23 protein-coding genes are annotated in these 20,309 nt (G+C 64.6%); 4 read left to right on the plus strand and 19 right to left on the minus strand.

Translation table 11 applies throughout. The features are described 5' to 3' along the window. Window positions 1–33: 33 nt before the first annotated feature. From VJ673_RS01815 to VJ673_RS01835, 5 genes are read right to left on the minus strand one after another with little or no spacing between them, the layout of a single operon-like run. Entirely contained in the window at window positions 34–2,202 is a 2,169-nt protein-coding gene (locus tag VJ673_RS01815; RefSeq protein ID WP_324124302.1) for a type IV pilus secretin PilQ, read from the minus strand. Further along, window positions 2,199–2,705, minus strand: a complete 507-nt coding sequence (locus tag VJ673_RS01820; protein WP_324124303.1) for a pilus assembly protein PilP — start codon at window positions 2,703–2,705, stop codon at window positions 2,199–2,201. The genes VJ673_RS01815 and VJ673_RS01820 overlap by 4 nt, the downstream gene beginning before the upstream one ends. Before the next feature lie 7 nt (window positions 2,706–2,712). Next, window positions 2,713–3,384, minus strand: coding sequence for a type IV pilus inner membrane component PilO (locus tag VJ673_RS01825; protein WP_324124304.1), 672 nt, complete (start codon window positions 3,382–3,384; stop codon window positions 2,713–2,715). Continuing rightward, entirely contained in the window at window positions 3,381–3,953 is a 573-nt protein-coding gene (locus tag VJ673_RS01830; protein ID WP_324124305.1) for a PilN domain-containing protein, read from the minus strand. Before VJ673_RS01830 ends, VJ673_RS01825 begins: the two co-directional genes overlap by 4 nt. Beyond that, a complete protein-coding gene (locus VJ673_RS01835; RefSeq protein ID WP_324124307.1) occupies window positions 3,950–5,026 on the minus strand; it encodes a pilus assembly protein PilM in 1,077 nt (358 codons plus the stop codon). Before VJ673_RS01835 ends, VJ673_RS01830 begins: the two co-directional genes overlap by 4 nt. Before the next feature lie 168 nt (window positions 5,027–5,194). Between VJ673_RS01835 and VJ673_RS01840 the strand changes: the two genes are divergently transcribed. Continuing rightward, window positions 5,195–7,546: a penicillin-binding protein 1A gene (locus VJ673_RS01840; protein WP_324124308.1), complete on the plus strand. Its 2,352-nt coding sequence runs from the start codon at window positions 5,195–5,197 to the stop codon at window positions 7,544–7,546. A 22-nt stretch (window positions 7,547–7,568) separates the two neighbouring features. On the opposite strand, the gene cyaY is transcribed toward VJ673_RS01840, so the two are convergent. Next, the gene (cyaY, locus tag VJ673_RS01845; RefSeq protein WP_324124309.1) at window positions 7,569–7,892 is read right to left on the minus strand and encodes an iron donor protein CyaY; all 324 of its coding nucleotides are present in this window, start codon (window positions 7,890–7,892) and stop codon (window positions 7,569–7,571) included. Window positions 7,893–7,938: 46 nt separating this feature from the next. Between cyaY and lptM the strand changes: the two genes are divergently transcribed. Then, the gene (gene lptM / locus VJ673_RS01850) at window positions 7,939–8,103 is read left to right on the plus strand and encodes an LPS translocon maturation chaperone LptM (RefSeq protein WP_324124345.1); all 165 of its coding nucleotides are present in this window, start codon (window positions 7,939–7,941) and stop codon (window positions 8,101–8,103) included. Beyond that, window positions 8,100–9,362, plus strand: a complete 1,263-nt coding sequence (lysA, locus tag VJ673_RS01855) for a diaminopimelate decarboxylase (protein ID WP_324124310.1) — start codon at window positions 8,100–8,102, stop codon at window positions 9,360–9,362. Before lptM ends, lysA begins: the two co-directional genes overlap by 4 nt. A 12-nt stretch (window positions 9,363–9,374) precedes the next feature. Here lysA and VJ673_RS01860 read toward each other — a convergent pair whose 3' ends face one another. From VJ673_RS01860 to rfbB, 5 genes are read right to left on the minus strand one after another with little or no spacing between them, the layout of a single operon-like run. Next, a complete protein-coding gene (locus tag VJ673_RS01860) occupies window positions 9,375–9,713 on the minus strand; it encodes a hypothetical protein (protein ID WP_324124311.1) in 339 nt (112 codons plus the stop codon). A gap of 14 nt (window positions 9,714–9,727) precedes the next feature. Next, the gene (gene rfbD / locus VJ673_RS01865) at window positions 9,728–10,624 is read right to left on the minus strand and encodes a dTDP-4-dehydrorhamnose reductase (RefSeq protein ID WP_324124312.1); all 897 of its coding nucleotides are present in this window, start codon (window positions 10,622–10,624) and stop codon (window positions 9,728–9,730) included. Next, a complete protein-coding gene (gene rfbC / locus VJ673_RS01870) occupies window positions 10,621–11,166 on the minus strand; it encodes a dTDP-4-dehydrorhamnose 3,5-epimerase (protein WP_324124313.1) in 546 nt (181 codons plus the stop codon). Before rfbC ends, rfbD begins: the two co-directional genes overlap by 4 nt. Further along, a complete protein-coding gene (gene rfbA, locus VJ673_RS01875) occupies window positions 11,166–12,050 on the minus strand; it encodes a glucose-1-phosphate thymidylyltransferase RfbA (protein ID WP_324124314.1) in 885 nt (294 codons plus the stop codon). The genes rfbC and rfbA overlap by 1 nt, the downstream gene beginning before the upstream one ends. A gap of 3 nt (window positions 12,051–12,053) precedes the next feature. Then, complete coding sequence (gene rfbB / locus VJ673_RS01880) at window positions 12,054–13,112, minus strand: dTDP-glucose 4,6-dehydratase (RefSeq protein WP_324124315.1); 1,059 nt, start codon at window positions 13,110–13,112, stop codon at window positions 12,054–12,056. 132 nt (window positions 13,113–13,244) lie between these two features. Between rfbB and dacB the strand changes: the two genes are divergently transcribed. After that, window positions 13,245–14,693, plus strand: coding sequence for a D-alanyl-D-alanine carboxypeptidase/D-alanyl-D-alanine endopeptidase (gene dacB, locus VJ673_RS01885; RefSeq protein ID WP_324124316.1), 1,449 nt, complete (start codon window positions 13,245–13,247; stop codon window positions 14,691–14,693). Between the two features lie 122 nt (window positions 14,694–14,815). On the opposite strand, the gene VJ673_RS01890 is transcribed toward dacB, so the two are convergent. The 8 genes from VJ673_RS01890 to VJ673_RS01925 all read right to left on the minus strand — a co-directional run bounded on the left by VJ673_RS01890 (window position 14,816) and on the right by VJ673_RS01925 (window position 20,279). After that, complete coding sequence (locus VJ673_RS01890; RefSeq protein ID WP_324124317.1) at window positions 14,816–15,238, minus strand: DUF4870 family protein; 423 nt, start codon at window positions 15,236–15,238, stop codon at window positions 14,816–14,818. 44 nt (window positions 15,239–15,282) lie between these two features. Further along, window positions 15,283–16,773 carry a 4-hydroxy-3-polyprenylbenzoate decarboxylase gene (ubiD, locus tag VJ673_RS01895; protein WP_324124318.1) on the minus strand — a complete coding sequence of 497 codons (1,491 nt, stop codon included), beginning with the start codon at window positions 16,771–16,773 and terminating at the stop codon, window positions 15,283–15,285. A 51-nt stretch (window positions 16,774–16,824) separates the two neighbouring features. Then, window positions 16,825–17,235: a type II toxin-antitoxin system VapC family toxin gene (locus VJ673_RS01900; protein WP_324124319.1), complete on the minus strand. Its 411-nt coding sequence runs from the start codon at window positions 17,233–17,235 to the stop codon at window positions 16,825–16,827. Next, window positions 17,236–17,490 (minus strand): type II toxin-antitoxin system Phd/YefM family antitoxin, encoded by a 255-nt coding sequence (locus VJ673_RS01905; protein ID WP_324124320.1) that lies wholly within the window; start codon window positions 17,488–17,490, stop codon window positions 17,236–17,238. It abuts the gene before it with no gap. 71 nt (window positions 17,491–17,561) lie between these two features. Further along, window positions 17,562–18,377 (minus strand): orotidine-5'-phosphate decarboxylase, encoded by an 816-nt coding sequence (gene pyrF, locus VJ673_RS01910; protein ID WP_324124321.1) that lies wholly within the window; start codon window positions 18,375–18,377, stop codon window positions 17,562–17,564. Window positions 18,378–18,532: 155 nt separating this feature from the next. Continuing rightward, entirely contained in the window at window positions 18,533–18,772 is a 240-nt protein-coding gene (locus VJ673_RS01915; protein WP_324124322.1) for a PA2433 domain-containing protein, read from the minus strand. A 56-nt stretch (window positions 18,773–18,828) separates the two neighbouring features. Further along, window positions 18,829–19,716, minus strand: coding sequence for a 4-hydroxybenzoate octaprenyltransferase (gene ubiA / locus VJ673_RS01920; RefSeq protein WP_414635623.1), 888 nt, complete (start codon window positions 19,714–19,716; stop codon window positions 18,829–18,831). Further along, on the minus strand, window positions 19,713–20,279 hold the full coding sequence (locus tag VJ673_RS01925) for a chorismate--pyruvate lyase family protein (RefSeq protein ID WP_324124347.1): 567 nt from the start codon (window positions 20,277–20,279) through the stop codon (window positions 19,713–19,715). The genes ubiA and VJ673_RS01925 overlap by 4 nt, the downstream gene beginning before the upstream one ends. Window positions 20,280–20,309: the final 30 nt, after the last annotated feature.

Genomic DNA, 20,309 nt, shown 5'->3' on the forward strand with positions numbered 1-20,309 from the left:
CTCAAACAGCAGTTCAAGCGGGCGGCACGCGCCTCACTTGAGGGTCAGTGCCTCCGAAACGATCTTGGGGGTGAGGAAGACCAGCAGTTCGCGACGGGCACTACTCGTATTCGTCGAGCGGAACAACGCACCGATGAACGGCAACTCGCCGAGTACTGGAACGCGGTCCACGTTTGCGGTTTCTTCCTCTTCGAACACTCCACCGATCACAACAGTACCACCATTTTCGACCATTACTTCTGTTGTGACACTCTTCTTGTCGATCGGCGGGTTGCCGTTGATGCTGCGGCTGAAGTCCGCACGGTCCTTGTTAACCTCAACCTTCAACTGCACCCGCCCGTCCGGCGTAATCTGCGGGCGTACCTTCAACATCAGCACGGCGTCCTTGAACTTCACGGTCGGCGGCTCGGTGCCGCTGGACGGCGTCACGTAAGGAATTTCCTGGCCCTGCTTGATCGTCGCTTCAACTTGGTTTGCCGTCAGGATGCGCGGACTTGACACGACTCGACCACGGCCATCCGATTCAAGGGCAGCCAGTTCGAGGTTCAGGAAGCGCGTCAAGCTTGAGTTGAAAAGCGTCAAGTTAAGCGACCCGTACGGTGTCGTTGGCAGGAAGCTTCCACCGCTCGTCGCCGACTCACCAATTCGGTGAATGGTTGAATTGATCATCTGGCCAGCATCGGTCGTAATTTTTCCGTCGCTACTAACGGTGGCAAACTCGCTAGATCCAAGGCCAATTCGCCCGCCCTTTCCGAAGCTAAGCGCCCCGGATGCACCATAACCTAGCCTGACTCCAAGATCACGCGCAAAGTCCTTGTTCGCCTCGACCACCCGGGCTTCGATCATCACCTGGCGCGGCACGATGTCGATTTCCTTAATCAGGTTGGCCACTGCCGCAAGCCGAGTCGAGACATCGGTAACGAACAGACGGTTGGAACGCTCATCCACGACGACGCTGCCACGCTTCGACAGAACGGTCTGGTCTTTGCTCTTGAGGAACTCGAAGATTTCCTTCGCGTTGTGGTAGTTGATCTGGAAGCTTTCTGTCTGCAGGGGCTCCAGATCCCCGATCTGCGCCTTGGCTTCCAACTGCAATTTTTCACGCGTCGCCAGCTCTTCCGCCGGGGCAATCCAGATCACGTTGCCCGACTTGCGCATGTCGAGGCCCTTCGACTGGAGGATGATGTCCAGCGCTTGGTCCCACGGCACATCCTTCAGGCGCAGGGTCAGGTTGCCCTGTACCGAATCGCTCGTGATGATGTTGAAGTTCGTGAAGTCCGCAATGACTTGCAGCACCGAGCGCACGTCGATGTTCTGGAAATTCAGTGACAGCTTCTCTCCGCCGAATTTGCCACGTGTGCCTTGGACGAGCTTGTTCGGATCTTCGACGACTCGGCGCACTTCCAGTACGAATTGCGAATCGCTCTGATAGGCGTTGTGCTCCCATTTCCCATTTGGCGTCACCACAAGCCGGACGTTCTCGCCCTGAGCATGGGCACTAAACGAAGTGACTGGCGTGGCGAAGTCAGTGACATCGGAGCGGCGCTGGAGATGCTCGGGAAGCGATGCCTTGAGGAATTCGACGACGAGATTCCCGCCCTGCTGGCGAATATCGATCCCGGTTTCAGGATTCGCCAACTGCACGACCACACGCCCTTCTCCGTCCTTGCCGCGACGGAAGTTGATGTCGCGAATGGCTCCCGCTGCAGCGACCCCGGGCGACTTGGGTGCGGCGAAATTGGCCATGGCTTGCGACACTTGCGTCGTGTCGGCAACGTCGCGTCCGGCCGGAGCAAGCGTGATGATGACGTCGCGCCCATCTACACGTGACTCGAAGGGCGACACTCTCGTCATATTCAGGACGAGACGCGTTCTATCCCCCGCCTGCACGATGTTCGCGCTGCGCACGTCCCCCTGACCGATGTCCTGCTGACTCCGACCGAGGCCGTTGGCGGTACCCGGAAAATCGAAGGCGATGCGAGCCGGATTGGCGACGCTGAAACCGGCGGGAGGATTCGCCAGCGGCTCCTTGAGCGTCAGCTTGAGATAGACGGTCCCGCCCCGCTGGGATACCTCCAGATTCTCGATCCGGTTGTTCGCCTCCTTGCTGGCAGTCGCGTTGCTTTGCGCCAGCGCCGCGGAGGCCGGCACCGTCAGGGTGATCGCTGCGAAAAGCAGCGCAATCAAGCTTGCACTTCTCATTTTTTTGCCTCCTGCAACAGCAGCTTGCTGTTGCGCTCAACCCAATCGCCGTTCAGATCTTCGACGAGTTCCTTGACGGTGACTTCGGAATCTGAGATCGCGGTCACAAGACCGAAATTTTGCCCCATGTAATTTCCGACACGAACCTGATACAGATTCTTGTCCGCTCGCACCAACGCGTGGACTTTCTTGTTCTGCATCATGACGCCGACCAATTGCAGGGACTCGAGCGGAAACGCCTCCAGGGGCTCCCTGCGACGATCAAGATCCGGTCCGCCCCGGCTGGCAGTCTTCGTTTCGGGCTCGATTCTGGTCGCCTGGAACGGATCCGAGCCCACGGAGCCGTCATACTTCGCCGCCACGTACGGTTTCATTTCGGGCAAGGGCTTCACCGAGCCTGCCATCCCCTTTTCCTGCTCATGCATCCAGGCTTCGATATCTTCCTGGTCGCTCGAGCAGGCACCCAGCAAAAGGGCAAACATGATTATAAGAAGGCGCTTCATGACGTGATCACTTGCCTCCCTTCGCGGCCTTCGCAGCCTTTTCTTGCTGCCGCTTCCGGGCCAATTCTTCTTCGTCAAGATAGCGATACGTGATTGCCTTCGCGTCCATCTTGAGCGTGCCGTCCTTCTGCCCTTCGATGGCCAAGTCGCTCAATGTAACGATCCGCGGCATCCCGGCCACATCCTCAGCGAAAGCCCCGAAATCGGCATATCGCCCGGAAATCTTGACATCAATCGGCATCTCCGCGTAGAAATCCTTCACCCCTTCGGTTCCGGGCTTGAACAGATCGAACTGCAACCCGCGACCGAGTCCCGCCTGGTTGATGTCGGCGAGCAACGAGTCCATTTCTGCCTTATTCGGCAGCTGTTTCAGCAGCGCACCGAACTGTCTGTCGATTTCCTCCAGCTGCATCTTGTAGGCTTCAAGATTGACCGCCAATTTCTTCTTGGTGAGCCAGTCCTGGCGCAGCTGCTCCTCTTCTGCCTGGCGTTGCTCGAGGACCACGGCCCGGTCGCTCCAGTCGAACCACCAAGCCAAGGCTACGACCGCCACGAGCAGAGCGATGAACACCGCGATTCGCGGCGCCAAAGGCCAGGCGCCCGGGTCATTTGGATCGAGCCCCTTGAAGTCCTGCGCAAGCTGCGCAAAATCGATGTTGCTTGATTTGCCCAGCTTCATTTTTTTGCCCCCGCCATATCTTCGGCCTTCGGCCGTTCGATATTCACGTTCAATGCGAATTCGCTGACTCGGCGATTATTGAGCGTGGCCGCTTTGACTTCGACCAACCCCGGCTGCTGCAGGAATGGCGATTCATCCAGCGCCCGCATGAGCGTCGATACGCGCGAATTGGATTGGGCATAGCCGGCCAGTGCGACCTTCTGCCCGGTCTGCTTGATCGACTTGAGGTAGATACCGTCGGGTACCCGTTTGGCGAGCTCGTTCAAGATCTGCACCGACTGCGAACGGGTTTCCTGCAGCGACTCGATGACCTGTTTACGGGCGAGCAAAGCGTCGATCTGTTCGCGGAGCCGCTTGATCTCGGCGATCTGTGAATCGACCTTGGTGATTTCGGTTTTCAGAAAAGCGTTCCGGCGCTCTTGATGCTCGATATATCCAGCATAGACGCCATGTACGGCGACACCGATCACGACACCGACGAGGGCCATGGCACCGGATATAACGAAGAATTGCTGGCGCCGTTCGCGGCGCTTCAATTCCCGGTGAGGCAATAGATTGATTCGAATCATGAATCGAATCTCCGCAAGGCCAAGCCACACGCGACCATCAGCGACGGAGCATCGGCCAGGAGGTTTTTCGGCCTGACACGCGACGACAGCGCCATGCCGGCAAAAGGATTGGCGACAACGGTGGGCACCTGGGTGCGACCGCCCACGACGTCGGACAGACCGGGCATCACGGCACAGCCGCCGGCAAGGACGATATGGTCGACCTGGTTGTACTGCGTCGAAGTGAAGAAGAACTGCAGCGCGCGTGAGACTTCGAGTGCCAGGCTGTCCATGAAGGGACGCAGCAGGTCGCGCTCGTAGTCTTCCGGGAGGCCGCCGCCGCGCTTCGCGGCTTCGGCATCCTCGACGCTCATGCCGTACTGGCGCGCGATCTCCTGCGTCAGCTGGTTGCCGCCGAACGCCTGCTCGCGCGCATACAGCTGCTGGCCGTTGCGCAAGACGCTGACGTTCATGACGTTGGCGCCGACATCGATAACCGCCACGATCTTGTTGGCGCTGCCGCCCGGCAGGCGCTGGGCAACGAGTTCGAACGCCGCTTCGGCCGCGAAGGACTCGACGTCCATCACGACGGCCTTCAGTCCGGCAGACTCGGCGACGGCCACACGGTCTTCGACCTTTTCCTTGCGCGACGCAGCGATCAGAACTTCGACTTCCTCCGGGCTACCGGGAGCGGGACCGACGACCTGAAAATCGAGATTGACCTCTTCGAGCGCAAACGGGATGTATTGGCTCGCCTCGGACTCGACCTGAAGCTCCATCTCCTGGTCGCGCAAGCCGCCTTGCAGGATCATCTTCTTGGTGATGACCGCCGACGCTGGGAGGGCCACCGCGGCATTCTTGATGCCGCCGCCCATACGGCGCAATGCACGACGGATCGCTTCGCTGACGCCCTCGAGATTGGCGATATTGCCGTCGACAACGGCGTCGCGCGGCAGGGGTTCGATGGCGTACCGTTCGATCCGGTAGGAATCCTTGTCGCCCCCCACAAGCTCGAGCATCTTCACTGATGAAGATGAAATATCGAGCCCGACAAGCTGGCGCGTCTTTGGTCGAAACAGGGAGAAATCAATCACAAAGAAAATCCTTAAATTTCTTCATGTTATGCGCCAATACTGAATAAGCTTGTGAGATGCTAGCAACAAGCTGTTGCACTGTAAAGCGGCGGGCTTGACAAACGGCATTGGAGGGCCTCGACCCCGGATCGTATAATCCCCTCCCCGTTCCCCATTTTTGGATTCTAGATGCGCTGGGTTTTTTACCCGATTGCCGGCCTGATCGGACTGATCATCGCCGGCGCGGCCACGCTCGCGGCGGTTTCCGCGTTGGCCTGGCCGAACCTTCCCCCGCTTGATGTTCTGACCGACTACCGTCCCAAGGTGCCGCTGCGAGTATACACGTCGGATGGATATCTACTGGGCGAGTTTGGCGAGGAGCGCCGCTCGGTCGTGAAGATTGAGGACGTGCCGGCGTCACTGAAGCAGGCGATCCTGGCCGCAGAGGACGAACGCTTTTACGAACACCCCGGAATCGATGTCTTTGGCATTATCCGGGCTGCAGTGTCAAACGTTGTGTCGGGCGGACGTGGCCAGGGCGCGTCGACGATCACGATGCAGGTCGCGCGCAATTTCTTCCTGACGCGCGAAAAGACCTTCAACCGCAAGCTCTACGAGATTCTCCTCGCGCTCAAGATCGAGCGGAGCCTCGCCAAGGATCAGATTCTGGAGCTGTACGTGAACCAGATCTACCTCGGTCAGCGCGCCTATGGCTTTTCGGCGGCGGCGCGCGCGTATTTCGACAAGTCGCTGAAGGACTTGACGATTGCAGAAGCGGCGATGCTGGCAGGCTTGCCCAAGGCGCCGTCTGCCTATAACCCGATCGTCAATCCGAAACGGGCGACCTTGCGTCAGCACTATGTGCTTCGCCGGATGTATGAGACCGGCGCCATCGACGAGAAGACACTGGAGGCCTCCAATGCCGAGCGGCTGGTGCTGGCTTCCGGGCACTCGAACCAGAACACGCCGCGGGGAGACTACGTCGCCGAAATGGCGCGCCAGATCGCCGTGGAGCAATTCGGCGAGGATGCATATCAGTCCGGGATCCGGATCGTGACGACGGTGACGCGGAACGACCAGCTGGCCGCCTATCGCGCGGTACGGCAAGGAGTGTTCGACTACGATCGTCGCCACGGCTATCGCGGGCCGGAGAGCTTTGTCGACACGAAGGAGTTTTCGCTCAAGGACGAGGAGCATCTCGACGAGGCCCTCGCCGATGTGACCGACTACGACGACATGCTCGCGGCGCTCGTTCTCGACGCGAATCCGAAGAAGGTGCGGGTGTATCGCCACGGCGAGACGATCGACATCACCGGCAGCGGGCTGACGTTTGCGGCGCCGATGCTGAACGATCGTGCGCCGCCGGCCAAGCGCGTGCGTCCGGGCGCGATCGTGCGCATCCGCAACAACGGCGGCGACAAGGGCTGGGAGATCGTGCAGTTGCCGGAGGTCGAGGCGGCGCTGGTGTCGATCGACGCGCATACGGGTGCGGTTCGCGCATTGATCGGCGGTTTCGACTTCAACCGCAACAAATTCAACCACGTGACGCAGGCGATGCGCCAGGCGGGGTCGAGCTTCAAGCCTTTCATCTATTCGGCGGCGCTCGAGCGGGGCTACTCGCCGAGCAGTGTGGAAGAGGACGCGCCGCTCTTCTTCCCGGCGGGCGTGACAGGCAGCAAGGACTGGGAGCCCAAGAACTACGACGGCAAGTTCGACGGACCGATGACGCTGCGCGACGCGCTGGCGCGCTCGAAGAACATGATCTCGATCCGCTTGTTGCGCGCGATTTCGCCTGAGTACGCCCAGGACTACATCACGCGCTTCGGCTTCGAGGCGGAGCAGCATCCGCCCTATCTGACGATGGCGCTCGGCGCCGGGATGGTGTCGCCGTGGCAGATGGCGACCGCTTACGCGGTGTTCGCCAATGGCGGTTATCGCGTGACGCCCTATGTCGTGAAGGAGATCATCGATGGGGAAGGGCGAGTTGTTGCGCGCGTTGATCCACCGCAGGCGGGCGAAAGCGCGCCGCGCGTGATCGATCCGCGCAATGCCTGGCTGATGAACTCGATGATGCAGGACGTCGTGCGCAAGGGGACCGCGACCAAGGCGCTGGCGCTCAAGCGTGCCGATATCGCGGGCAAGACGGGCACGACCAACGATTACGTCGACGCTTGGTTTGCGGGCTACAACCCCGAGGTGGTCGCGATCAGCTGGATGGGCTTCGACCAGCCGCACAACCTGGGCAGGGGCGAGACCGGCGGCTTCGCGGCGCTACCGACATGGATCAATTACATGCGTACGGCGCTGGCGGACCAACCGGAGAAAGCGCTGCCGATGCCAGACGGGCTGGTGCAGATTGCGTCGTCGACCGGACGTGACGAATACATCTACCGTGAGAATCAGCCGCCCGCCCCGCTAGCGGTGCCCAACAACCTGCCGCCGCCGTCGGAAGCGCCGGACGACGGAACGCTGGCCGCACGCCTGCTTCAGGGCTTGCCGGCGCCGGTGGTCGAACGAACCGCCAAACCGGTCACCCATTAGCGGCCAACCGCGGGAGAGCCGTTCAGGCTGGAGTCAGCCTGACGCTCTCCCCGGATTGCTGGCTCACGACGTCGGACAGCAGCGCATAGAGTTCCTGACCGTCGCGGCCTGAAATCCACTGGCCATCGACGGGCCGGAAGTGAAAGCCGCCCGATTTCGCCGCGACCCAGATCTCGCGCGCCGCCGAATGGCGGTTGATGATGACTTTGGTGCCGTTGTCGAATTCCACCTCGAGGATCCCGCCGGGCTTGGTTTCGAGATCCAGATCCACGCCGCATGCCTCGAGGGCTGCTTCGACGCGCGCGAGTTCAGCTTCCGCCAAGGCATTGAATGCCGATTCTTCCATGCTCGTTCCTTCTGTTAGCATTCGCGTTTTTCCGACCGACGACACCATGCAAGCCATCCTGCGAGCTACGGCGCTATGCGGCGCACTGATCCTGAGCGGTTGCGGAATCAAGGGGCCCCTGACCCTGCCTCCTCCGCCCGCACCGACCAAGGCGTCGCCGGCTACCGTCGATCATAACAAAGCCCCCTCGACCCCGAGCGAAACGAAATGACCGCCGCCTTCCCCATCCCCACGCTCCAAGCCGGGTCCGCAGGACTGCAGGTGGAGGGCGTTCCGCTTGCCGACATCGCACAGACGCACGGCACGCCGACCTACGTCTATTCGCGCCAAGCGCTGACGGATGCCTTCGTCGCCTACCGCGACGCGCTGACCGGCTGCCGATCGCTGGTGTGTTACGCGGTGAAGGCCAACTCGAGCCTCGGTGTGCTGTCGGTGTTTGCGCAGCTCGGCGCGGGCTTCGATATCGTTTCCGGCGGCGAGCTGTCGCGGGTGCTTGCGGCGGGCGGCGACGCGGGAAAGGTGGTGTTCTCCGGGGTCGGCAAGAGTCGCGCGGAGATGCGCCAGGCGCTGCAGGCTGAGATTCGCTGCTTCAACGTCGAATCCGCCGCGGAAATCGATCGACTGAACGAAGTGGCCGGAGAACTCGGGAAGGTTGCTCCGATCGCCTTCCGCGTGAATCCGGACGTCGATCCCAAGACTCATCCCTATATCTCGACCGGCCTGAAGAGCAACAAGTTCGGCGTCGCGATCGACGCGGCTTTCGATCTCTACCGCCGTGCGGCGGCCCTGCCCCATCTCAAGGTCAGCGGCATCGCCTGCCACATCGGTTCGCAGCTCCTCGACCCGGCGCCGATCGCCGAGGCGGCGGAAAAGGTCCTGCGCCTCGTGGACCGACTGGGGGCCGAAGGGATCGTGCTCGATCATATCGACCTGGGCGGTGGGCTCGGCATCCGCTATCGCGACGAGGAACCGCCGAGCGTCGAGCAATACCTGGCGCCGCTGCTGGCGATCTTCGCGGGACGCCGGGAAGAGCTGTGTTTCGAGCCGGGGCGTTCGCTGGTCGGCAACGCGGGGCTGCTGCTGACCCGGGTCGAATATCTCAAGCCGGGCGAGGAGAAGAATTTCGCGATCGTCGACGCTGCGATGAACGATCTGGCGCGGCCGGCGCTGTACGACGCCTACCACGAGGTCGTCGCGGTTGCTCCACACACCGAAGCGGCACGCAATTACGAGATCGTCGGGCCGATCTGCGAGAGCGGGGATTTTCTGGCGCATGACCGCGAACTCGCGCTGCTCGAGGGCGACCTCGTGGCGCTGCTGTCGGCGGGCGCCTATGGCATGGCGATGAGCTCGAACTACAACACCCGGCCGCGCGCGGCCGAGGTGATGGTGGACGGCGAGCGTGCCCTGCTGATCCGCCAGCGCGAGACGGTCGAATCGTTGTACGCGCTGGAGACGCCCGTCCGCTGAGCGGCGGACGGACTACGCTTCGTCGGGCAGCGCGCTCGCCTCTTCGATCAGCGCGCTGCCGAAGGCTTTCCACGCCGTTCCGCCGTGCGTGTGCACGCCGGTGTCGGCGCTTTCCTCCATCACGCGCAGCATCAGCACGCCGAGCGCGAAAAGTTCGCCGCGCGCCTGGAGACGCGGGTCGGGGTCGGCGAGCAGGGCCTGCGTATGCGCGGCGCCGCCCTGCAGCGCTTCGCGTGCCAGCGCCCGCATTACGCCGCGGTCGGACCAGTTCAGGGCGAGCAGGATCCCGCGCTTGAGAATCTCGCGCTCCAGTTCGCTCGCGTCGCGCGAAAAATGTTCGAAACCACTCATCTGCTAGAAACTCCTCAACGTGGGGCCAATTCGTCGAGGCAGCGCGCAAGCGCGGCCTGCCACGGAGGCATCACGATGCCGAAACGGGCCTGGACGCGATCGAGCGCGAGGCGCGAATTGGCGGGACGGGCTGCCGGGGTCGGGTAGTCGGCGGCGGGGATCGGGTCGATGCGGGCGACCTTCAGGGGGCGCTGCGGCAGCCGTTCGCGGGCCATCGCAAAGATGGCTTCGGCAAACCCGTGCCACGACGTCTCGCCGCGGGAGGCGAGGTTGAAGACGCCCGAGACGAAGCCGCCCTGACAGCGCTCCTGGTGAGCGCGAGCGACGATCTGCGCGGTGGCGTCGGCGATGTTGCGCGCCCAGGTCGGCGCGCCCCACTGGTCGGCAACGACGCGAAGCTGCTCCCGCTCGGCGCCGAGGCGCAGCATCGTGCGCACGAAGTTGCCGCCGCGCGAGGCGAAGACCCAGGTGGTGCGCAGGATCAGGTGGTCGCAGCCGCTGTCGCCGATCGCCTCTTCGCCAGCAAGCTTGCTGCGGCCGTAGGCGTTGAGCGGTGCGACGGGGTCGTCCTCGATGTAGGGGCCGGACTTGCTGCCGTCGAAGACGTAGTCGGTCGAATAGTGGATCAGCAGTGCGCCGACGGCCTTCGCAGCTCGCGCGAGCTCGCCGGGTGCTGCGCCATTGATCGTGGTCGCGAGGGCTTCCTCGCTTTCGGCCTTGTCGACGGCAGTGTAGGCGGCGGCATTGACGATGACGTCCGGGGCGTGCTCGGCGATCAGCGCTGCGAGCGTTTCCGGACGCGACAGGTCGCAGCGGCTGCGATCGAGCGCCACGACCTCGCCGAGCGGCATCAGCGAACGCGCGAGTTCCCAGCCGACCTGGCCGTTTGCACCGGTGAGAAGCAGCTTCATTCGAAGACCTCGCATTCGGCCAGGGGTTTGCCGGCGCGATCCTTGCCCGAGAGCTGCGGCTCGCCCGCGAGCGGCCATTCGACGCCCACCGTCGGATCGTTCCACTGCAGGCAACGTTCGTGCTCGGGGGCGTAGTAGTCGGTGGTCTTGTAGAGGAAGTCCGCGGATTCGGAAACGACGACGAAGCCGTGTGCGAAGCCGGGCGGAATCCACATCTGACGGTGGTTGTCCTCGGAGAGTTCGATGCCGACCCAGCGTCCGAAGGTCGGCGAACGGCGGCGCAGATCGACGACGACATCGAAAACCGCGCCCCGCACGACGCGCACGAGCTTCCCCTGCGGCTGGTGGATCTGGTAATGCAGGCCGCGCAACACGCCTTGTGCGGAGCGCGAATGGTTGTCCTGCACGAACTGCTCATCGAGACCGGTCGCCTCACGGAAGGCGCGCGCGTTGAAGCTTTCGAAGAAGAAGCCGCGGGCGTCGCCGAAAACCTTGGGTTCGATCAGGAGCACGTCGGAAATGGCAGTTGGAGTCACCTTCATCAGAAGACCTTCTCTTCGAGCAGACGTTGCAGGTACTGGCCGTAACCGTTCTTTGCCAGTGGACGGGCCAGTTCGGCGAGCTGCGCGCTGTCGATCCAGCCGGCGCGCCAGGCAATCTCTTCGGGACAGGAGACTTTCAAGCCTTGACGTTTTTCGATGGTCTGGATGAAGAGACTCGCGTCGAGCAGGCTTTCGTGGGTGCCGGTGTCGAGCCAGGCGTGGCCGCGGCCCATGACCTGGACGTCGAGGGCGCCCTCATCCAGGTAGTGGCGGTTGACGTCGGTGATCTCGAGTTCGCCGCGCGGGCTGGGCTTGAGGCCGCGGGCGATCTCGACGACGCGGTTGTCGTAGAAGTAGAGGCCGGTGACGGCGTAGCGGCTCTTGGGTTTGGCGGGTTTTTCCTCGAGGCTGACGGCGTGGCCGGCATCGTCGAATTCGACGACGCCGTAGCGTTCGGGGTCGGTGACGGGATACGCGAAGACGGTGGCGCCGGACGTGCGCTGCGCCGCGTGCTTGAGGTCGTCGGCGAATTCGTGACCGTAGAAGAGGTTGTCGCCGAGCACGAGCGCGGACGGGCCGCCGGCGAGGAAGTCTTCGCCGATCAGGAAGGCTTGTGCGAGGCCGTCCGGGCTCGGCTGAACGGCATATTGCAGGTGCAGGCCCCAGCGGGTGCCGTCGCCGAGCAGTTGCTGGAAGCGCGGCGTGTCCTGCGGCGTGGAGATGATCAGGATCTCGCGGATGCCCGCCAGCATCAGCGTACTGAGCGGGTAGTAGATCATCGGTTTGTCGTAGACCGGCAGCAGCTGCTTCGACACCGCGAGGGTGGCCGGGTGCAGACGGGTGCCGGATCCGCCGGCAAGGATGATGCCTTTGCGCGTGCTCATGGCTCAGCGTTCTCCGTAGTTGCGTTCGACCCATTCCCGGTAGCTGCCGGACTGGACATGGGCGACCCAGTCCTGATTGGCGAGGTACCACGCGACGGTCTTGCGGATGCCGGTTTCGAAGGTTTCGGCCGGGCGCCAGCCGAGCTCGCGTTCGATCTTGCGTGCGTCGATCGCGTAGCGGCGATCGTGGCCGGGGCGGTCGGTGACGTAGGTGATGAGGCGCGCATGCGGGCCGGCGAGGTCGGGGCGCAGTTCGTCGAGCAGCGCGCAGACCGTGTGCACGATGTCGAGGTTGGGCATCTCGTTCCAGCCGCCGACATTGTAGGTCTCGCCGACACGGCCGCGGGCGAGCACTTCGCGGATCGCGGCGCAGTGATCGCCGACGTAGAGCCAGTCGCGCACGTTGCGGCCGTCACCATAGATCGGCAGCGCCTTGCCGGCGAGCGCGTTGGCGATCATCAGCGGGATGAGCTTCTCAGGGAACTGGTAGGGGCCGTAGTTGTTCGAGCAGTTGGTCGTGAGCACTGGCAGGCCGTAGGTGTGATGCCACGCGCGCACGAGGTGGTCGGACGCGGCCTTGCTCGCGGAGTAGGGGCTATTCGGCTCGTAGGCCTTGGTCTCGGCGAAGGGGGGGTCGTTCGGGCCGAGCGAGCCGTAGACTTCGTCGGTCGACACATGTAGGAAGCGGAAGGCGGCCTGCGCGGGCTCTTCGAGGGCGGACCAGTAGGCGCGCGATGCTTCGAGCAGCGTGAAAGTGCCTTCGACATTGGTGCGGACGAAGTCGCCGGGGCCGTGGATCGAGCGGTCGACGTGGCTCTCTGCGGCGAAATGGACGATCGCGCGCGGCCGGTGTTCGGCGAGCAGGCGGTCGATGAGGGCGCGGTCGCAGATGTCGCCATGGACGAACACGTGGCGGGCGTCGCCCGCGAGGGAGGCGAGGTTCTCGGGATTGCCCGCGTAGGTCAGCGCGTCGAGGTTGAGGACCGGTTCGTCGCTCGCACGCAGCCAGTCGAGCACGAAGTTGGCACCAATGAAGCCTGCACCGCCTGTCACCAGAATCATTGAATCACCCGTTATCGCGGAATCGGCAAGGATGCGCGGCGTAGAATGATGCGCCGCGCGGCCTGGAAGAGACAAATTGTATCTCTTAGGAATATGCGCCGTCGCCCGCTCCCGCAACAACTCGTTTCTCCGATGACTCTGCGCTCGCTCTGCCGCCTGTCCGCCCTCTTCCTGTTGAGCTGCTGGCTGGCCACGGCCGGCGCCGATGAATTGCCGCCCAGCGTGCGCCAGGCGCTGGAGGCGGCGCATGTGTCGCCCGCGGACGTCGGCGTCTGGGTGCAGCCGGTCGATGCGGACAAGCCGCGGCTGCAGGTCAATGCCGGACGGGCGATGAATCCGGCTTCGGTGATGAAAGTGGTGACGGCCTTTGTCGCCTTCGAGCGCTTGGGGCCGGCGTATACCTGGACGACACGGATCGCGGCCGGCGGCCCGGTCGTGAGCGGCGTGCTCGACGGAAACCTCTACGTCACCGGCGGGGCGGATCCGATGCTGACCCACGAGCGCATGTGGAAGCTGTTGCGCCAGGTACGGGCGTTGGGCATCGAGACGATCCGCGGCGACATCGTCCTCGACGGTTCGGCATTGCGCCTGCCACCGCACGATCCCGGCGCCTTCGACGGCAAGCCGCTGCGTCCCTACAACAGCGGCGCCTACGGGCTGCTGATGCACTTCAATACGCTGCAGCTGCGCCTGGTGCCCTCGGAGACGGCCGGCGAGGCAGTCGCCGTCGCGGCGAGCCCGACGCTGAAAGGGCTGGAGATCGACAACCGCATCCGGACTGCGCCCGGCTCCTGCGGCGTGTGGTACGGCAATCTCGAGGCGGCGATGGACATCGGGGCGAACGGGCCGCGGCTGTTGCTGCAGGGGACCTTGCCGGCGAGTTGCGGGCAACGTGACTGGGCGACGGCGCCATTGTCGCCCGAGCAGTATGGCGTGGCCTTGGTCGCGGCGCTGTGGAACGAGGTTGGCGGCCGGATCGAAGGCACGGTGCGCAGCGGCGTGACACCCCTCGAGCTGCGGCCGCTCCTCGTCGACACGTCGCCCACCTTGGCGGAAGTCATCCGCGAGATGAACAAGTGGTCGAGCAACGTGATCGCGCGCGAGCTGTTGGCGAATCTCGGGATCGACAGTCCGGCTGCGATCGACATGGTGGCCGGCGGCGCTCAGGTCGCGCGCGATCAGCTTGCGGCCGACGGCATCGCGACGGCGGGGCTGACGCTTGAGAACGGGTCGGGGCTGTCGCGCATCGAGCGCGTCAGCGCACGCACGCTCGGCGAGATCCTGCTCGCGGCCTGGCGGCGCCCTTTCATGCCTGAATTCATCGCGTCGCTGCCGATCGCCGGACAGGACGGTACGGCACGTGGCCGGCTGTACGACAGTCCTGCCCGTGGCAGCGCCCATATCAAGACGGGTTCGATCAACGGCGTGAAGTCCTTCGCCGGTTACGTGCTCGACCACAACGGGCGGCGGCATGTGGTCGTGATGCTGGTGAATCACCCGGAGGCGAGCGGCACGCAGGCGGCGCAGGATGCGCTGCTCGAGTGGGTATGGGCGACCGGAGGCGAAAAATCGGCAAGATGAGGAGGAAGGCCGAGCTTCCACTCGAATCGTGCGGGCTCAGCCTATCGATGGCCTGAGCGGCCGCGTCGGCTGCTTCGGGGTCAGACGGGGTCTGCCGGCTGGGACACGACCCTTGTTCGGCCTCAGTCCTGCGGCATCGGCATCATGCTGCGGTCGAGCAGGTTCGCCCAGCCGCGCACGACCCGATAGACGACCCACAGGCCTGCCCCGGCGACGAGCGCGAGGGCGAACGGCAAGCCGATCACGGTCAGCACCAGCCACACCGCGACGACAATCCACAAGAGAGCGAACCAGAAGGTGCGGATCTGCCAGCGGAAATGACTTTCGAGCCAGGTGCCGCGGACGGCGCTGCGCTTCAGATAGTTCAGGAACACTGCAAGAATCGACGGCAGGCTTGCGACGAAGCTGCCGATGATGGTCGCCGAGCCGACGACGCCCGTGACCACCGCGAAGGCGTGCAGCGCGTAGATCACGTGCGTCAGGGTGACGAGCCCGCCGAGGTCGGCGGCGGGCTGGGGCAGTTTGTCGGTCTGGTAGGAAGCCATCAGTTATCCCCCGCATTGGGTGCGCGTCCAGCGTGGACGGCGCGCTACAGCCCGAGTTCAGCCCACATCGCGTCAACCCGCTCCTTGACTGCGGCATCCATCACGATCGGGCGGCCCCATTCGCGGTTCGTCTCGCCCGGCCACTTGTTGGTGGCGTCGAGCCCCATCTTGCTGCCGAGGCTCGCCACGGGGCTCGCGAAGTCGAGGTAGTCGATCGGGGTGTTGTCGACCATCACGGTGTCGCGGGTCGCGTCGACGCGGGTCGTCATCGCCCAGATCACTTCCTTCCAGTCACGGATGTTCACGTCGTCGTCGACGACGATGATGAACTTCGTGTACATGAACTGGCGCAGGAAGCTCCAGATGCCGAACATCACGCGCTTGGCGTGGCCGGGGTACTGCTTGCGGATGCTGACGACCGCGAGGCGATACGAGCAGCCTTCGGGGGGCAGATAGAAGTCGATGATCTCGGGGAACTGCTTCTGCAGCAGCGGCACGAAGACTTCGTTGAGGGCCACGCCGAGCATCGCCGGCTCGTCGGGGGGCTTGCCGGTGTAGGTCGAGTGGTAGATCGGGTCCTTGCGCATCGTGATGCGCTCGATCGTGAAGACAGGGAACTCCGAGACTTCGTTGTAGTAGCCGGTGTGGTCGCCGTAGGGGCCTTCGGGGGCGATGTCGTTGGGGTGGATCACACCTTCGAGCACGATCTCGGCCGAGGCCGGCACCTGCAGGTCGGAGCCGAGGCATTGCACGAGCTCGGTTTTCGCGCCGCGCAGGAGGCCTGCGAACTGGTATTCGGACAGCGTGTCGGGTACCGGCGTGACGGCGCCGAGGATGGTCGCCGGATCGCAGCCGAGCACGACGGCGACCTTGAAGGGCTCGCCGGGGTGGGCGAACTGGTGCTCACGGAAGTCGAGGGCGCCGCCGCGGTGGGCGAGCCACCGCATGATCACGCGGTTGGGCCCGAGCACCTGTTGGCGGTAGATGCCGAGGTTCTGGCGCTTCTTGCCGGGGCCGCGCGTGACGACGAGGCCCCAGGTGATCAGCGGCGCGACGTCGCCGGGCCAGCAGTGCTGGATCGGGAGCTTCGCGAGGTCGACGTCCTGGCCTTCCCAGACGACTTCCTGGCAGGGGGCGGAGCGGACTTCCTTCGGCGACATGTTGAGCACCTGGCGGAAGGCGGGGAGCTTTTCCCACGCGTCCTTGAGGCCCTTCGGCGGCTCGGGCTCCTTGAGGAAGGCGAGGAGTTTGCCGACTTCACGTAGCGGCGTCTGCCAGTTGCCGTCCGGGAGTTCCTCGCCCATGCCGAGGGCGACGCGCTCGGGGGTACCGAAGAGGTTGGCGAGGACTGGCATCGTCTGCGGCACGCCGCGCGTCATCGGGTTCTCGAAGAGCAGCGCAGGGCCGCCGGCGCGCAGCACGCGATCGGCGATCTCGGTCATTTCGAGGTGGGTGTCGACGGGCATGCGGATGCGCTTGAGCTCGCCGCGCTGTTCAAGCTGGGCGATGAAGTCGCGGAGGTCGTGGTATTTCATACGGACGCGGATGCGTTGCTCAGGTTGTTGGATTTGGGGGAACGCCGTCGCTCACTCCACTCGGACGACACCGACGCCGGCCGCTCGGGCGGCCTCCGCCAGCGCCTCGTCCACAGTCGCGATCGGCAGTTGGAGGCGCAGCGCCAGTTCCAGGTAAGCGGCATCGTAGCTCGACAGGTCGTGGCGCAGAGCAAGCGACAGGATGGCGGCGGGTCCCGGTGTAGCACGGTCGAACTCGATCGGCAGCGCCTCGAGCTGCTCGATGACGGCATGCGCTTCGCGGGCAATCAGGCGGCCACGGCGGCAGGCCGTACGCAGGACGTTCGCGATTTCGAGTTGCAGCAGCGCGGGAGCGACGGCCCGGTCGTCGAGCAGCAGATCGGCGACGGCGTCGGAATAGGCCGAGGCCTGACCGTCGATGAACCAGCCGCAGACTACGGAGTTGTCGATGACGAAGGGCACTCAGTCGAGCCCGTCGCGAGCGATCGCCTTGAGGTCGCCTTCAAGCTTCAGCGAAGTCCGAATGTGGCGCAGGGATGCCAGCGCATCGGCCACGCGCTTGCGCCGACCGACGGCGCCCGCCATCTCGCCGGACTCCGCGACGAGGCGCGCGACCGGCACCCCACGGCGGGTGATCGACACGACTTCGCCCTGCTCCACGGCGGCGAGCAATTCGGAAAAGCGGTTCTTCGCTTCGTAGACGGGGACGGTCTTCATGGCTAGCCATATGACAGACTCTGGATAGCTCTTATTGTAGGAGCTGCCCGGAGGCTGTCAATTGGAGGGCATTAGCGGCACTCGTTGATCGCGTCGCGGGTTTCGAGTGCGGCGCGGCGGGCCGCTTCGGCGTAGTCCTCGTCCTTGCCGGCGTAAAGTATCGCGCGCGAGGAGTTGATCATCAGGCCGGTGCCGGCGGCGGTCGCGCCGGCCTGCACCGTCTCGGCGATGTCGCCGCCCTGTGCGCCGATGCCGGGCACGAGGAGCGGCATGTCGCCGACGATGGAGCGCACGCGGGCGATCTCGGCCGGGAAGGTCGCACCGACGACGAGGCCGCAGTTGCCGCTGGCGTTCCATTCACCGGCAACGAGGCGTGCGACGCGCTCGAAGAGACGCTCGCCGCCCTTGACGTCGAGGAACTGCAGGTCGCTGCCGCCCGGGTTGGAGGTGCGGCACAGCAGGATCACGCCCTTGTCGGGGTATTCGAGGTAGGGCTCGACCGAGTCCCGGCCCATGTAGGGGTTCACGGTGATCGCGTCGGCGCGGTAGCGTTCGAAGGCTTCGACGGCGTATTGCGTCGCGGTGCTGCCGATGTCCCCGCGCTTGGCGTCGAGTATCACCGGGGTCCCGGGATGGCGTTCGTGGATGTGGTCGATCAGCGCTTCGAGCTGGTCTTCGGCGCGGCGGGCAGCGAAGTAGGCGATCTGGGGCTTGAATGAGCAGACGAGGTCGGCAGTCGCGTCGACGATGCCCTTGCAGAATTCGAAGATGGCGTCGGGGCGGCCTTGCAGGTGGGCCGGGATGCGCGCGGGATCGGGGTCAAGGCCGACGCAGAGCAGGCTGTTGCGGCTCTGCCAGGCGGCCTGGAGGGCGTTCATGAAGTGCATGGGTGCGTCCGGGAGGTGTCCGGGCGGATTTTAAGCCGGATGAGGACGGAACGCCCATGCTGCAGCAACGGGATACGAAAAAGAAGGGCCGCGAGGTGGCCAGCGCCGAGGGCCGCGCTAGGCGGCCCCGAGGGTGAAAGTTCGATGGGTCCAGGCTAGATCTTGAGGATCTTCATCGCCTTTCCGAGGGTGTCCACCGACTCCTGATGCTTGCCGGCCTTGTGCAGCGCTTCGCCGTCGGCGCGCAGCTTCTTCACTTCGGCCATCTGCTCGGCGGTGAGTTGCGGGTTCTTCGCCATCGCATCGTCGATCTTCTTCATGTCTGCGGGACAGTGGAACGCGAGGGCACTGCCGGATAGCACCATCAGCAGGGCCGCAATCAGGCTCTTCTTCATCGTCATTTCCTCCGGAGGGGGCGCGGGACCGGACCGCGCTGCCCCTTTAACCTAGTTCAGACGGCGGGAAACGCAATGTAGTCGATGGCGAGGCCGGCGAAGATCGTCGCACCGACCCAGTTGTTGTGCAGAAAGGCCTTGAAGCAGCGCGCGCGATCGCGATGGCGGATCAGCGTGTAGTGATAGCCGGCGATGCCGGCGGCGGCAACGAGGCCCGCGAAGAAGACCGGGCCCCGCCCTGCCGCGATGCCGACCGCGGCGAACAGCGCGAAGGCGACGGCATAGCACAGCATCACCGCGGCGACGTCGAAGCGGCCGAAGGTGATCGCCGAGGTCTTGATGCCGATCTTGAGGTCGTCGGGGCGGTCGACCATCGCGTATTCGGTGTCGTAGGCAACGGTCCAGAAGATGTTGCCGAGGAGGAGCCACCACGCACTGGCGGGGACCGTCTCCTGCAGCGCGGCGAAGGCCATCGGGATGCCGAAGCCGAACGCGATGCCGAGGTAGGCCTGCGGAATCGCGAAGAAGCGCTTCATGAAGGGGTAGCTCGCGGCGAGGAACACCGCCGGCAGCGACAGCCACAGCACGAGCGGGTTGAGCGGCAGGATCAGCATGAAGGCGACGAGCGACAGGCCGGCGGCGAGCAGCAGCGCTTCGCGCGTGGTGACGACACCGGTCGCGAGCGGGCGGTTCTTGGTGCGCTCGACGTGGCCGTCGAAGTCGCGGTCGGCGTAGTCGTTGATCACGCAGCCGGCCGAGCGCATCAGCACCGTGCCGACGACGAAGATCGCGACGACGGCAAGCGGCGGACGGCCGTCGGCGGCGAGCCACAGCGCCCACAGGGTCGGCCACACGAGGAGCAGGATGCCGATCGGTTTGTCCAGGCGCATCAGCCGCAGGTAGATCGGCAGGCGGGCGGACAGTGGCAGCGGTGCGGACATCATTCAGGCAGTTCCAGGATCGTCGGCAGGAAGGTTTCGCTCACGAGCAGCGCGCGGCCGTGCAGGCGGAAGAGCGAGCGGCGGGCCCACACGCGGGGCGGCAGCGCGCGCGGTGCGACGGCGGCGCCGGCCAAATGATAGCGCGCGTCGCGCCGGTCGAGGCAGGTGCAGGTGAGCGCCCGGCGGCTGATCGCGGGGTCGGCGAAGAGTGCCGCGCCGAGTGGCCGGGCGCCGATGCCGTGGAAGAGGTTCCAGGCGCCGCGTACGTTGGCGCGCGGCAACAGCGAACGCGCGAAGACGACGGGGACTCCGTTGGCGACGAGCAGGACTTCGCGCAGCCACGCGAGTTCGCCTCGGCGCAGGCCAAGCAGGCTCGCTTCGTCCCGATGCGGCAGCGCGAGCCGCTGGCGCAGGACCTTGACGGCGAAGCGATCGCAGCGCGCGCGTATCCTCGCCGTCAGCGAGCCGGGATCGACGAGCCAGGGGCGCAGCTTGCGGAAAACAGTCGCGCGTGGAGGGCGCTTCAGCCAGGTTTCGCGGTGGGGACGGGTACGCACGTCGCGCATCATACCGAGAAGGTGTGACGGCCCCAACCA

The organism is Aromatoleum sp. (assembly GCF_035254505.1).
Lineage (GTDB): Bacteria > Pseudomonadota > Gammaproteobacteria > Burkholderiales > Rhodocyclaceae > Aromatoleum.

Bases quoted from the DNA above. Each gene is read 5' to 3' on its own strand.
- VJ673_RS01815 (WP_324124302.1), bottom strand. From the start codon at position 2,202: ATGAGAAGTGCAAGCTTGATTGCGCTGCTTTTCGCAGCGATCACCCTG.
- VJ673_RS01820 (WP_324124303.1), bottom strand. From the start codon at position 2,705: ATGAAGCGCCTTCTTATAATCATGTTTGCCCTTTTGCTGGGTGCCTGC.
- VJ673_RS01825 (WP_324124304.1), bottom strand. From the start codon at position 3,384: ATGAAGCTGGGCAAATCAAGCAACATCGATTTTGCGCAGCTTGCGCAG.
- VJ673_RS01830 (WP_324124305.1), bottom strand. From the start codon at position 3,953: ATGATTCGAATCAATCTATTGCCTCACCGGGAATTGAAGCGCCGCGAA.
- VJ673_RS01840 (WP_324124308.1), top strand. From the start codon at position 5,195: ATGCGCTGGGTTTTTTACCCGATTGCCGGCCTGATCGGACTGATCATC.
- cyaY (WP_324124309.1), bottom strand. From the start codon at position 7,892: ATGGAAGAATCGGCATTCAATGCCTTGGCGGAAGCTGAACTCGCGCGC.
- lptM (WP_324124345.1), top strand. From the start codon at position 7,939: ATGCAAGCCATCCTGCGAGCTACGGCGCTATGCGGCGCACTGATCCTG.
- lysA (WP_324124310.1), top strand. From the start codon at position 8,100: ATGACCGCCGCCTTCCCCATCCCCACGCTCCAAGCCGGGTCCGCAGGA.
- VJ673_RS01860 (WP_324124311.1), bottom strand. From the start codon at position 9,713: ATGAGTGGTTTCGAACATTTTTCGCGCGACGCGAGCGAACTGGAGCGC.
- rfbD (WP_324124312.1), bottom strand. From the start codon at position 10,624: ATGAAGCTGCTTCTCACCGGTGCAAACGGCCAGGTCGGCTGGGAACTC.
- rfbC (WP_324124313.1), bottom strand. From the start codon at position 11,166: ATGAAGGTGACTCCAACTGCCATTTCCGACGTGCTCCTGATCGAACCC.
- rfbA (WP_324124314.1), bottom strand. From the start codon at position 12,050: ATGAGCACGCGCAAAGGCATCATCCTTGCCGGCGGATCCGGCACCCGT.
- rfbB (WP_324124315.1), bottom strand. From the start codon at position 13,112: ATGATTCTGGTGACAGGCGGTGCAGGCTTCATTGGTGCCAACTTCGTG.
- dacB (WP_324124316.1), top strand. From the start codon at position 13,245: ATGACTCTGCGCTCGCTCTGCCGCCTGTCCGCCCTCTTCCTGTTGAGC.
- VJ673_RS01890 (WP_324124317.1), bottom strand. From the start codon at position 15,238: ATGGCTTCCTACCAGACCGACAAACTGCCCCAGCCCGCCGCCGACCTC.
- ubiD (WP_324124318.1), bottom strand. From the start codon at position 16,773: ATGAAATACCACGACCTCCGCGACTTCATCGCCCAGCTTGAACAGCGC.
- VJ673_RS01905 (WP_324124320.1), bottom strand. From the start codon at position 17,490: ATGAAGACCGTCCCCGTCTACGAAGCGAAGAACCGCTTTTCCGAATTG.
- pyrF (WP_324124321.1), bottom strand. From the start codon at position 18,377: ATGCACTTCATGAACGCCCTCCAGGCCGCCTGGCAGAGCCGCAACAGC.
- VJ673_RS01915 (WP_324124322.1), bottom strand. From the start codon at position 18,772: ATGAAGAAGAGCCTGATTGCGGCCCTGCTGATGGTGCTATCCGGCAGT.
- ubiA (WP_414635623.1), bottom strand. From the start codon at position 19,716: ATGATGTCCGCACCGCTGCCACTGTCCGCCCGCCTGCCGATCTACCTG.
- VJ673_RS01925 (WP_324124347.1), bottom strand. From the start codon at position 20,279: ATGCGCGACGTGCGTACCCGTCCCCACCGCGAAACCTGGCTGAAGCGC.